Raw genomic sequence first — 13,101 nt, forward strand, 5'->3', positions numbered from 1 at the left:
ATAAGAGTGTCGGGGAACTTGAATACTTAGGTATAGTCAAAATAAAAATGTTTAGACAGTACTTTATTGATCGTAGTTTCAAAATATCAGGTAAATATGCTTAACACAAGTTTGTTTAAATTTTTAACTCAGCCAGTTGTGAGTGTAGCTTTCTTAAGTGCTGTCAATGTCGTTGTGCCATTTGTGAGTTTAGTTCAAGGACAATCACTACCACCAACTACACAATCACCAAGCACACAAACACAATTAGATACTAATTATTTATTAGGAGGCGGGGATCTCATCCGTGTAAATGTATTTGAAGTACCCGAATATACAGGTGAATATCAAGTTCCTCCAGGTGGAGCAATAAACCTACCTTTAATTGGCAGTGTATCAGTTCTAGGACTAACAACTGAACAGGCTTCCGATGAAGTTGCCAAAAGATATGCTCGCTTCCTTAAACGTCCCTTAATCTCAGTCAATTTGTTATCGCCTCGTCCCATTAACATATTCGTTGCTGGAGAGGTGACACGTCCAGGAGCTTACACCCTGAACTTGAGCGGAGGTGCAGGGAACAATCCAGGTGTACAATACCCAACTGTATTAGCCGCATTGACAACAGCGCAGGGAGTAACCCTAGCTGCGGATGTTAGCCAAGTTCAATTACGGCGTAAAATAGGACCTTCTTCAGAGCAAACCGTTACTGTTAATTTGAAGGAACTCATCCAAACAGGCAGGTTAACACAAGATATTACCTTGCGCGATGGAGACACCATAGTTGTGCCAACTGCTACCAACTTCAACGTCGCAGAATCCCGAAATATATTTGCATCTAACTTTGCTGCTAGCCAAACCACACCCCGCACAGTAACAATTATTGGTGAAGTTAACCGTCCTGGCTCGTATCTTGTCACCGCAGGCAACACAGATACGCAGGGAGGCGCAAATAGTGGCACTTCCAGTCCCACAGGTCTGCCAAATGTGACGCGGGTAATTCAACTAGCTGGGGGAATTACATCACAGGCTGATGTTCGTAGTCTTAAGTTACGCCGACCTACAAGAACTGGCTCAGAACAATCTATAGATATTAACCTTTGGCAATTATTGCAGAGTGGTGATGCTAATCAAGACATCATTGTGCAAGACGGAGATACGATTGTTATTCCGACAGCAACTGAAATTAACCCCGCAGAAGCTACTCAATTAGCTACTACCACTTTGTCTCCTACACGCATTCAAGTTGGTGTAGTAGGTGAAGTTAAAAAACCAGGATTAACAGACGTTCAGCCGAATAGCTCTTTAAATCAAGCTATACTCGCAGCTGGCGGATTTAATGATGCCAGAGCTAGCAGCAGTGCTGTCGATTTGATTCGCCTCAACCCTAACGGTTCTGTCACTAAACGTATAGTAAAAATAGATTTCTCAGCTGGGATTAATGAGCAAACTAATCCTATACTTCGTAATAATGATGTTGTGGTAGTCAACCGCTCTGGTGCCGCTAAAACTGGTGATACCGTTAACACTATAACTGGGCCTTTAGGGATTATCCTCAATCTCCTGAACTTGTTCGGACTCTAGTTTAAAATACAGATGTGAATATTGGGGGCGTTGATAAACCCTTTCCGTCCCCAAAATTACACTATCTATAAATCAAAGCTTAATAGTCAAGACTTAATAAGCAAACACACATTTAATTTTTCAAGCTGAAAACCTTATTGTAAGGTTTTCAAACTCCAAAAAGTACAATTTAGATACCCGACAGCTTATAGCCCTATTTAATTATTGATTAGAAATAAAAAAGCTGAAAAACTTATAACTACGTACTTTTGCTCTCTGCATCTCCTCACGATTTAATTCGGATTGCTATAAGAAACAACTATATGAATCCGGTTTTATTTAGAGAAAAGATACGTAGGAGAGCCAGTCGTGTGGGCGGTAAACCCTCCTACAGCGCTGGATTCAGCGTAACGCACTGGCTTCCATACAATACCTAATTTTGTTCAAAAATCAAATATGATTCCTATATAAATAATGATAAATGGCATTATTAAATTCACTTTTGTACTGCCTTTTGAGGGCAAGAATAAATAATGATGCGTTTATAAATGTCAGTAAACCAAAAAGTTTTTTAGAAGCTTTACCAAGCAAACATTTCAGCTAAATCTAGCGAGATCACAAAACAACGTTTTGTTCAGTATTTCAGACTATACCTCAAGTTACCTTTAAGCGATCGCTCTAAGATCCCTCTAAAACCAATGGTGGATACTCCAGATTCTCAATGGCTGAAACCCTTATTTTTACGTTGGTTTTTAAAAGTTTGTGGTTTACTGAATGTGTAAAGTTATATTTTTACAGAGAAGCAAACTACACGAAGCCGTCTCTTGTTCCAAAAAAATTCTAAGTAGTTCTCGTACTCTTACGGACAAGCAAGCTAGACATCGCTCGACCACAGGATAAGACAATATTAGGGTAGAGAACTACATAAGTGGCTTAGTTTGGGCGCTCACTTACTTAAAATAGTCATTACTGTATTAATTTTATAATGTTTATCAGTAATATTACTAATTAACAAGTGCTATACACATAATAATTTTACTGGAAATTCATAATCTGTTATTGAGAGGCTTTTTCAAACTTTGTTTTGGCTATTCTGATTATTATGATAATGAGAATAGTTTACAAGTTGCAGGGGATAATTTATAGTCTATACCTCATTTATTGTCATTTTATGATTCTTATTATCATAAGAATTATTTAAGTAAATCAACTAATTGGTGACAGATATACTATCTTAACCGCAGATACTGCGTATACACAGTAGAATGATGTCGAATTGGAAATGATGCCATTTGTACGGTTGCTTGGTGTCCATTAATGGAGTGACTCTGGATACTGATAATTTTTATTCAGTATTTTTACTAGATATATGCACATTTTTGGAACACAAGCTCAAAAGGCGTTTCCGCCATATTTGCGTGGAAATTCTCAGGTGTAAACCTGAGAAACCGTGTATAAACTTACAAATGGCAGTTATACGACTGTTTCCAATACTGAGTTACTTACTAAGGCTAGAGCTACTGACCGTTGACGATTCAGTTTTTGCAACATACCCTATTTTCCCTATTTTCCCTATGATGATTCATGGTTTCGGTTTTCTCAGTTTGAGCGCATCTCTTGTACTTCCCTGGGCCTTAACGGGTCTGGCTCAAGGAGAGAAGATAACAGAGTATTTATTTAAAGACGTTCGTCAGTCATCGCCTGTTCCAGAAACATCACTGCCCAGCCGCAAGTTAATCAGCGCGGCTCCTGCGACAACATACTATGTTAGCGGTACCGGAAACGACAAAAATAGCGGACTCACTACCTCATCCGCGTTTAGGACGATTCAAAGGGCAGCAAACCTAACTGACCCTGGCGACACAGTATTAATTATGAATGGAGTGTACACAAATGCAGGACAAGCGGGTAGTGCCTTAAGTATTAAACGTTCTGGAACTGCTAATGCCTGGATTACGTATAAAGCATATCCTGGACATTTTCCAAAGATTCAACATAACACATGGAGTGGTATCGGTTTTTCAAATGGAGTTTCATATATTGAGATCGACGGTCTGGAGGTCGTTGGAAACAATGCCAATATCACCCTTGCTTATGCGTTAAGTCAGAAGACTAACACATCAAATCGCCTTACAAATGGAACCTGCATAAGCATTGAGGGACGCAGTAGTAATGTTCATCACATAAATATTTTGAACAACAAAGTGCATGACTGTGGAGGAGGAGGTATCTCAGTAATCGCGGCTGATTATGTGAAAGTGGATGGTAACACTGTGTATAATAACGCCTGGTATGGTGTCTATGGTGGCAGTGGCATTTCGTTCTTGAAGAATCGGAATACTGACAATAACCAAGGATACAAAATGTTTGTGACCAACAACAAGGTCTACAATAATCGTATGTACGTTCCCTGGATTGAAGTCGGTAAGATCACAGACGGGAATGGCATTATTATGGATGAGTTAAAAAGTGGTCCTAATGGTTCATATAAAGGACGGACTTTAGTTGCAAACAATATCTCATACAAAAATGGTGGTTCGGGTATTCATGCTCATGCGAGTGAGCATGTCGATATTGTCAACAACACGGTTTATTTAAATCAGCAAAGCCCAGAGCTATCGAAGAAAGGGCAACTCTATGCTGGCTATTCATCTGATGTCAAAATTTTCAATAACATTATTTATGGTGTTGCTGGAAAAAATGCTAACAGCAGCTACATGAATACCAATGCTACCTATAACTATAATCTGTACACTAACGGTGCAGTGGTTGGTGCGATGGGGCCTAACGATGTTATAGGAGACCCACAGTTTGTAGATGCTTCAAGTGGTGACTTTAGACTCAAAGCAACGAGTCCAGCGATCGACAGGGGTTACTATTGGAATGCTTTAAAAACTGATTATGCAGACAAACCCCGTCCTGCTGGTGATGGATATGATATTGGAGCATACGAATACCAGCAGTAAGCATAATATCTATTGCTAACTGCTCATACTTCCGTCAGACTGAAGTTAGGGTTACACAAAAAATAAGCCTGCTAAGGCAGGCTTATTTTTTTGTAGCTAATTAAACAGACATGATATAGCAGTTATGCTGTTAAGTTAACTTTTGAGACAAAACTCTAATTTATACAGAGCTTTTGTCAGGAATACGTTTTTGTGGCTTTACCTCTTTTGTCAAATCTTGATGAGTGAAGTATTCTTTAGCATAGTTGAAATAACTACTAGATTCATTTTTATCAATGATACCATTCACAACTAAACCTAAAACGTTGTAACTGGATCTCTCTAGCATTTCTTGGGCAGCAGCAGCACTGTTAGAATCAATCACCCCAGGTCTAGCTACTAATAAAATCCCATCAGTCATTTGACTTAAAGTCAAAGCATCAGCTGCCAAAAGGAGTGGAGGAGCATCAATAATTACAACATCATAGTTATGTTGAGATGAAGAATTTTCAATTAGTGATGCCATCCGTTTCGAGTCAAGCAAAGCAAGTGGGTTAGGAGGTCTGACTCCAGCAGTTAAAACATCAAGGTTATCCATTACCTTAGATATAGCCATATTAAATTCAACTTGACCTACAAGAACCTCGCTTAAACCGACTGCATTGCTTAGTTGCCAGAAATGATGCTGAGAAGGAACTCGCATATCTGCATCAATTAGTAAAACTTGTCGTCCTAGTTGAGCGATCGCAGCAGCCAAATTAGCTGAAACTGTAGACTTTCCTTCTTTAGGAACTGCGCTAGTTACCACGATAGTTTTGAGTGCTTTATCTGAACTCAGAAATTTCAGATTGGCTTGAATCATCCGGTACATTTCGCTCGTTAAAGAGTAAGGCGTATCTCTGACGGCAACTGTTTGAGTTGGTAATTCTAAATTAGAGTAACGGGAGCGAACCTTTTTAACAGACAAAGGAATAATTCCCAGCAAAGTGTATCCAAATACATCTCTAACTTCTCTAAGTGTTTTTAGAGATTTATCTCTCATAGCTAGGAATAGCACAGTTGTGGTGGCAAAAAACAAACCGAACATAACTCCTAGCACCAAAACAATTATTTTCTTAACTAGTATCGGATCTTTGGGCACTAAAGCCTGAGCAATAATCCGAGAACTGGCTGTATTGGTGTTCTCAACTAATTGTAATTCTTGAACCTTTTTCAACAGAGTTTGATAGGTCGATTCTGCAACTTCTACTTTCCGTTCTAACTCCCGCTGGTTTTGTGCCAACTGGGGTATGAGTTTCACCCTTTGTTCGTAGCTAGAACGGGAATTATATAGAGAGGAGAGTCTTTTTGTTAACCCAAATCGCTGTATTTCTGACTGCAAAAAGTTTTGTATCAAACCTTGTCTAAGTTCTCCAATCTGCAATAAGCTCTGGGGAATTCGTGTTTGATTGCCAATAGTCTGACCAATTTGCTGTTGCAAGAGAGATTTTAAATTAGCTTTTTTTGCTTCTAGGTTAATAACTACAGGATTGTCATCTAAGAAACGGCTGCGCTCAATCGCTAACTGCCGATCGGTTTCTTGAAGTTGTACAAGAACTCCCTGTACAGCAGGTGACTGACTTAAGGCACTGACAGCGATCGCTTGCTGAGAATTTAGCTCTACTTTTTGGCGCAGTTCATTGGTTTGGGCGTTTATCTCATCTAGTTGAGCCCTGACAGTATTCATTTCATTGTCTAAATTTCCAATAGTTGCAACAGCTGACTTTGTCTCCTCGGATAAATCTGCAATCTGATGCTTTTGTTTAAATATACGTAGCGCTACTTCCGCATTGTTAACAGCAGCTTGAGTTTTAGGAAGCTGCTTGGCCATAAATTGACGAGTTGCTGCTGCCTCAGAGCGATTTGTCAGAATATCATTTTCTAAATACAAATTCATAACTGTGTTGACCACTGCTGCTGCTTCTTCTGGGTCATGGCTGCTATAGGCAATTCGCAATACATCTGTCCCACCAACAATTTTTAGAGTTAGGGATTTTTGTAGCGCTTTTACTTCCAGAGGTTGATCTTCTTTATCTTTGAGTTTTAGTTTGTCTATTGCCCGCTGCAATAAGCTAGGAGAAGTAATAACTTCTATCTGAGTGCTTACAGGATTTTGAGTTGCGACTAAAGCTTTTAAATCTCCTGAGTCTCCTCCTTCAGAGGAACCAGGGGAAAGATTACTTCCTGCTACTTTAAAAGAGGGAACTCTGAATAAAAGTTTTCCTTCGGCTTCATAAGATGGCTTCATCAATATTGTGGATATAGCACTCAGCATAACTGTACCCACAAAGATACCGACAGCCGGTATCCACCATCGTTTCAATATCAATAGGTAACGATTAAGGTCTAAATCAATAGATTCTCTAGATTCCATAGATTTTTCTGAGATAAATCTTCAAAAGTACAGGTTTTAAGCAAGAAACTCAATATTGCTCTACTTAGAGTAGCGACAAAGCACACCTATTAACTAAGAGTGATACTATTTTACAATATGACATATAGTATAGACTATTTAACTCTAAAAACCTGAAATCGTTTCCAGGCTTCGGTTTCGGGACTCTGATAGCTAATACTTAGGAGCCTTGAGGAGCATAATTAAAAGTACATACAATACTAGTTAATGCTGATTTTTGCTTCCATTAACTCTCTTTCATCAAAGTATGGTGAGATATTGAGTCTTCTTGGCTGTATTCTCAAAATTCTTGTTTGGAATCAAGCATAGATAAACAAGGCTTTCAAGATTATCTAACGATAGTAATAAAAGAGTACCAATCCAAACAAATTTCAGGAAAAAACCTGTAATCTAAGTAAGTTGGCACAATATAAAATTATATGAAGAAAGATAAACTTGGCTAAAATCCTCTTTCTTCCTGATTGCAACTACAAATATTTACGCCGATATACTTAGTGGTCTTCTATTACTATCGTCAGATAAACATTTAAAACCTTGTTCCAAGTGTATTTTCACGATATTTCCATCTGCCGTGTTGCTACTTATGTTGCCAGGCTTTCTCATAAGCCTCTAAGAGCTTAGGTACTTGATGTCGCCACTCTAGTTTATCCTCCATTCTTTGTCTACCTAGCTCTCCCATTTTTTGTCGGCGTTCAGTATCCTCTAGAAGTTCAAGAATATTCTCGGCAAAATCCACTATATCATTGCCTTTAGCATAAACAGAGGCTCCTTCCGCCGATCGCCTTCCTTCCAAAAGATCAAACTGAACAATGGGTTTTCCCATTGCCATGTACTCCATGATCTTATTCATAGTCGAGCGATCGTTGTAGGGCATTTTTTTATCTGGATTGGCACATATATCACAGCTAGAAAGTCGTGCCAAAAGTTCTTTATCAGGAATACGCCCGGTAAATTCTACAAACTCCTTAACTTCTAACTCTTCAGATAGTGCCTGAAGCTTCTCAAACATCGGTCCACTACCGATGAGCATAAAGTGAATATCCTGGCATTTCTTTTCATAGACAATGTAGCGTACCGATTGCAGCAGATAATCGATTCCCTCTGGTTCTCCCATAACACCAACATAGCCGACCAGATACTTTCGACCTTTACGGTAGTCTGGGTTGGGTGGTACAGGTTGAAAACGGGAAAGGTCAGGCCCACTACGAACAACAAAGACATCCTCTGGACTCTTGCCTCCACGGGTAAGTGCAACTGAGAGGTAAGATTCATTCGTTGAGATAACTACGTCTGCTGTGGCAAAGGTCAATCGCTCAACTAATGAGAGTCCATAATAAAAAATGTCTCGCCTTCCATACTTAGCTTCGTACATCTCCAGATTAATATCATGGTGGTCAAATATGACTCTTACACCCTTGAAAAACTTGAACCATCCTGCCACCAAAAACAGTAAATCTGGAGGATTGCAAATGTGGACAATATCAAAACCCCGCTCTTGCCACACCCGATGAGCAAGGCGAAACTCCCAAAAAACGGCTGTAGCATACTCCCGTAAATATCCTGAAACCGAACTTATATCTGGTGGCATGTCGTGGCGATAAATATGAACGCCATCGATTACCTCGTATTCTTGTTCAAAGCCTTTACCTTTAGGACAAATCACCGAAACTTCATACCCAGCTTTTATTAGGGTGGTGGCTTCCATCCATACACGTCTATCAAAGGGAAGTGGGAGGTTCTCGACAATAATCAGTACCTTACTACCATGCGATGCCATGATAACCTAACTCCTTAGATGTTTGATTAAAGACCCCGGCTAGATCCAAAATTTGCATTTCTTTCGGGGCATCAAGTAGTACTTGGTGAAACTCGGGTGTAGCATGGGTAACTACCGCAAGCTCTGCTCCCTCCAAAGCTTGCTGTGAATTTGGCACTAGCAAACCTTCAAAATGAGGGAGATTACTCTGTATATAAGCAAGGTTGGTTCCCATTAATCGAGCTTCATACACAGCCGGGTCATAGATTTTTACCTGGCAGCCTTCTCCAATCAACCGTTTGACTAGCAGTACTGCGGGACTTTCTCTTAAATCATCTGTACCTGGTTTGAATGCCAATCCCAAAACAGCAATCTGTCTTACTCCCAGGCGTAATACCTGCTGGGCAGCTAAATCGACTTGAACGCTGTTAGTGGTTGGGAGGGCATTTAAGAGAGGGACTGGTACATCCATATTTCGTGCGTGGTAAAGCAAAGCACTCAAATCTTTGGGCAGACAGGAACCCCCGTAGGCAAATCCAGGACGCATGTACACAGGAGAAATATTTAACTTTGTGTCCTGTACAATGATGTTCATTACTTCCCGTCCATCTACACCAAAAGCTTTGGCTACTCGTCCGATTTCATTAGCAAAGCCCACTTTAGCTGCGTGCCAGCAATTGGCTACATATTTAACCATTTCAGCCACAGATGGTTTGACTACAGTAAACGGTGCATCTACTGTCGCATACATCTGTCGTACTGCTGCTTCGGCCACAGGAGATTCAGTACCAATAATAGTGTAAGGTGGTTGATCGTAATCTTTGATAGCCGAACCTTCGCGTAAAAACTCTGGGTTAAATGCCAGATGTATAGAGTTATTACCTGTAATACTATCTATAAGATTCTGACACTTTTCTAAAGTTCCTGGGGGAACAGTGCTACGCAAAACAACTACATGGCTTTCAGTTTTATGGCTAGCTGCTTTGGCAATTTGTTTGCACACATTCCAAACATAAGTAAGATCGGGTTCTCCTCTTTCTATTGGAGGCGTACCAACACTAATCAGAGAAACATTTGATGCTAGCACCGCCGCTTCAGTATCTATAGTAGCTGTGATTAATTTAGCTGCAACTCCATCAATCAGCAATTGACTCAACCCTGGCTCTACAATGGGCGACTCTCCTTTGGCAATCAAATCTACTTTATCCGGATTTACATCTACGCCAATTACTTCATGTCCGTCTCGTGCCAAGCAAGCTGCTGTTACTGCACCGACATATCCCAAGCCAAAAATGCTAATTTTCATATCTATCCAGTTCTATCCAGTTGTTATTCTTTGCATGAATTACAAAAAAAGCAAGCCCATAAGACGCTTTTCTTCTAGCTCATTAAATTTAATACTTAGTAATATAAATCCATCCAATCAACCCAATGTTTTTTTATATCTAGAGGAATAACACTTGTTCTCGCCTTCGTTCCTAAATAAAGTCTCAAAGACTCATTTTCAATTAAAGACTTCATAGGATCTGATAATTCCTCAATATTTCCTGTGTTAACTATATAATCCATTTTCAGATTCACTAACTATCTCAGGGATACCTCCCACTGGTGTAACTATGAGTGGTAATTCCCAAGCCATTGCTTTAAGCATTGCTAGTGGGAGACCCTCATTGTAAGAAGTCAAGACAAAAACCGGCCTATCCTTAGTTAATATATCAACCAAAAAATTAGAGTTGCTCATTTTCATCTTCTTCTATAATTAAAATAATCCCATGAAATCTTATCAAAATATGATTATTTTTACATCTCCTGATGTTGAACTATTGTTGTCAGATAATACCTTTGCACCGCTCATAAACCTGTGATACCAAAATTGGTATATTTTAAACAACTACCACAAAAACAATGGCTTTAGAGCATTTTGGTAAATTCTATGCTCTCAATGCATTTTTTAATGATTTTATTTTTATTTTATGTGTCGTTTTCACTGATAAACATGCTGCCACATAGAGCATCCAAGTCAAACTATTAGATTCCAGCAAGGAAGATTCTGTAAGGCTAGCTAAAGCTATATATGTCATGTGTATAATGGGCCACATGTCTACGGCTGTTTTACTACTACGTACCCATGCTAATCCTTGGAGATAACTGCGCCAAAACCCTAAAAAGAATAACCCTAACCCTAAAAGCCCTAAATCAAGCCAAAGAGCTAGATAACCGTTATGTGGATGCCCTGGCATCCATCCAACTATACGCCAAATATAAGCAGATTCACCATCCCATCCTTGCCAGAATCCGCCATAACCATAACCAAGCCAAGGATGTTTCCAAATCATATCCATTACTAATGGCCATAAGTCTGTTCGACCAGTCAGTGTCGCATCTTTCCCAATCGAGCTAAATAGGACATCGGCATCATTAGACAACCAAAAATATAAACTTTGGCTGATAGTTGCCATAAGTATTAGGGTTGGTATCATGAATCTATATGACCAACGCCAAATTTGAAAAGCAAAAAATGCCAATATTATAATTAATAGATTAACTAGAGATGAGGTAGAAGCGGCAAGTATTAAAAGTAGTATTGATAAGCTAAACCCACCCCAGAAAAGCCAACTACGTCTTTTAGTTTCATAGCCAAGGATAAAAAATATTATACTACTGGTAACCATCCTAGCTCCAAGTCCGTTTTTGTGTGTGAATACTCCACGCCACTTTGGGCTACCAAGATCGCTTTGTATCCCGTATTTAGGCAGGGCTAAAGCAAAAACAAAACTCAGTACTATAACAATTCCAAAAGTTAAAGCAAGTAAATTTAATTGTTGTTTTAAACTATATCGAGAAGCAAAATAAACACCAAATAAACTTGAATTAATCAGGGTAAAACTATTTTTTAATGTTGCTGACGGTGCAAAAGACCAAGTAATAGAAATTGCTGCCAATATTATTAAAGAATAAATAAAAAGGTCTTTTTGCAAGACTAGGAAATAAAGAGTTTTCTTCCAACGTAAAACTAGTAGTAAGAAGGTAACTGCGTATAATAAGAAAAAAATAATCCGAACCAGGGAGCTATCATATTCTACCGATTCATTTTGTCCTGCTCCTCCTGACAGCAAGACTGCAAAGATTGCCCCTGAATACATCAGCAAGGCTGCAACTGTGAATCCTTGTTCGGCAAAAATTAGTAGTTTTTTCATAAATTAACTAATATTTATTTTGCATATTTATTTCTCTTTGATAAATTTGGGCTGTTTGAGCGGCAATATTTGACCAATTTAAATCTTGCTGGCAACGAGCAAGTGCCGCAGTTTGCATCTGTTTTTGCAAATCGCGATCGTTTAGCAAACAAATTATCGCATCAGCTAGTGAGCGAGCATCACAGGGTGGAACTAACAACCCATCTTTTTTATGCTGAACTATCTCACTCAATCCTCCTACATCAGAAGCTACAACTAGCGTTCCCATTCCATAAGATAAAGCTGCTACACCACTTTGAGATGCTTCAATGTATGGCAGAACTGTTAATGTGCTGCGTTGGAATAGATTACCTACTTCTTCAAGGGAGATAAAATCATTGATAATTTCATAGCGTTTTTCATCATAACCATTTGGGAAATAGTGCCTTATATTTTCTCCTCTTCCAGCAATAATCAGCTTTACTTCAGGTATGGATTCAGCAATTAATGGCATAGCCTCAAGCAAATATTTCAATCCCTTGTAAGGCAATATACGACCAAAGAATAGCAAAGTATATGGTTCACGGACTTGAATATTTTGACTACCGCGACGCTGATATAAACTACCAAGTTCTCCATGAGGTATAATATTAACTCGGTTTTGAGGTATACGAAATTGCTCAATGAGAATTTTTTTGAGTTGATGAGTATGAACAATCAATTGTTGGGAACGGTAGAAGCCAATACGTCTGCTATACTCGGAACCAAATACAGTTATATTATCACCTGGGTGACGAAATATATCATGGATAGTTGTCACCAATGGTGGCATCTTGTTGAGTAACAAAGTCCAATCGTACCAAGGATCGTTAGTTTCTTGTACATGCAAAATATCTGGCTCTATATCTTTAATGATCCGCATCATACTGCTCATAGACAATAGGTTGCGCGGGTCACGAATCCGTGGTTTTTGAAAGCTAATGACACGAATATTGGGATCAAGAACATTGCTACAGACTTTGGAGACTTTTTCTGGATGAATTAGCGTTAGATCAACATATTTAACTAAATTATTTGCTAATTCTATTGTGTAATCTTCAAAGCAAAAATGCAATAAAGCAACTTTAATCATAAATTAAAATTATATTCTTACGTAAATTTTTTACTCAACAAATTTGTATAAATTATTGGTAGAATCTTAAATTAAAACAATTACGATTCTTTTAAAAATTT

Annotated in this window: 8 protein-coding genes; 2 read left to right on the forward strand and 6 right to left on the reverse strand. The window is 38.8% G+C overall.

Annotation, left to right across the window (positions count from 1 at the left end):
- Positions 1 to 96 precede the first annotated feature (96 nt).
- The gene (locus V7K42_RS05435; RefSeq protein ID WP_334914236.1) at positions 97 to 1,560 is read left to right on the forward strand and encodes an SLBB domain-containing protein; all 1,464 of its coding nucleotides are present in this window, start codon (positions 97 to 99) and stop codon (positions 1,558 to 1,560) included.
- Positions 1,561 to 3,005: 1,445 nt separating this feature from the next.
- Entirely contained in the window at positions 3,006 to 4,505 is a 1,500-nt protein-coding gene (locus tag V7K42_RS05440; protein WP_334914238.1) for a choice-of-anchor Q domain-containing protein, read from the forward strand.
- A 160-nt stretch (positions 4,506 to 4,665) separates the two neighbouring features.
- On the opposite strand, the gene V7K42_RS05445 is transcribed toward V7K42_RS05440, so the two are convergent.
- The 6 genes from V7K42_RS05445 to V7K42_RS05470 form a co-directional block, all read right to left on the reverse strand.
- On the reverse strand, positions 4,666 to 6,897 hold the full coding sequence (locus V7K42_RS05445; RefSeq protein ID WP_334914240.1) for a GumC family protein: 2,232 nt from the start codon (positions 6,895 to 6,897) through the stop codon (positions 4,666 to 4,668).
- Positions 6,898 to 7,513: 616 nt separating this feature from the next.
- Positions 7,514 to 8,713 carry a glycosyltransferase family 4 protein gene (locus V7K42_RS05450; RefSeq protein ID WP_334914242.1) on the reverse strand — a complete coding sequence of 400 codons (1,200 nt, stop codon included), beginning with the start codon at positions 8,711 to 8,713 and terminating at the stop codon, positions 7,514 to 7,516.
- Positions 8,697 to 9,998, reverse strand: coding sequence for a UDP-glucose/GDP-mannose dehydrogenase family protein (locus tag V7K42_RS05455; protein ID WP_334914244.1), 1,302 nt, complete (start codon positions 9,996 to 9,998; stop codon positions 8,697 to 8,699). Before V7K42_RS05455 ends, V7K42_RS05450 begins: the two co-directional genes overlap by 17 nt.
- 246 nt (positions 9,999 to 10,244) lie before the next feature.
- Positions 10,245 to 10,433, reverse strand: coding sequence for a glycosyltransferase (locus tag V7K42_RS05460; RefSeq protein WP_334914246.1), 189 nt, complete (start codon positions 10,431 to 10,433; stop codon positions 10,245 to 10,247).
- A 190-nt stretch (positions 10,434 to 10,623) separates the two neighbouring features.
- Positions 10,624 to 11,889, reverse strand: coding sequence for an O-antigen ligase family protein (locus tag V7K42_RS05465; protein ID WP_334914248.1), 1,266 nt, complete (start codon positions 11,887 to 11,889; stop codon positions 10,624 to 10,626).
- Positions 11,890 to 11,896: 7 nt separating this feature from the next.
- Positions 11,897 to 13,000: a glycosyltransferase family 4 protein gene (locus V7K42_RS05470; protein WP_334914250.1), complete on the reverse strand. Its 1,104-nt coding sequence runs from the start codon at positions 12,998 to 13,000 to the stop codon at positions 11,897 to 11,899.
- Between the last annotated feature and the right edge of the window lie 101 nt (positions 13,001 to 13,101).

The organism is Nostoc sp. (genome assembly GCF_036917455.1).
In the GTDB taxonomy this organism is placed as follows: domain Bacteria; phylum Cyanobacteriota; class Cyanobacteriia; order Cyanobacteriales; family Nostocaceae; genus Nostoc.

Excerpts from the sequence above, each read along its gene's own strand:
- V7K42_RS05465 (WP_334914248.1), bottom strand. The coding sequence starts at position 11,889 with ATGAAAAAACTACTAATTTTTGCCGAACAAGGATTCACAGTTGCAGCC.
- V7K42_RS05460 (WP_334914246.1), bottom strand. The coding sequence starts at position 10,433 with ATGAGCAACTCTAATTTTTTGGTTGATATATTAACTAAGGATAGGCCG.
- V7K42_RS05455 (WP_334914244.1), bottom strand. The coding sequence starts at position 9,998 with ATGAAAATTAGCATTTTTGGCTTGGGATATGTCGGTGCAGTAACAGCA.
- V7K42_RS05445 (WP_334914240.1), bottom strand. The coding sequence starts at position 6,897 with ATGGAATCTAGAGAATCTATTGATTTAGACCTTAATCGTTACCTATTG.
- V7K42_RS05450 (WP_334914242.1), bottom strand. The coding sequence starts at position 8,713 with ATGGCATCGCATGGTAGTAAGGTACTGATTATTGTCGAGAACCTCCCA.
- V7K42_RS05435 (WP_334914236.1), top strand. The coding sequence starts at position 97 with ATGCTTAACACAAGTTTGTTTAAATTTTTAACTCAGCCAGTTGTGAGT.
- V7K42_RS05440 (WP_334914238.1), top strand. The coding sequence starts at position 3,006 with ATGGCAGTTATACGACTGTTTCCAATACTGAGTTACTTACTAAGGCTA.
- V7K42_RS05470 (WP_334914250.1), bottom strand. The coding sequence starts at position 13,000 with ATGATTAAAGTTGCTTTATTGCATTTTTGCTTTGAAGATTACACAATA.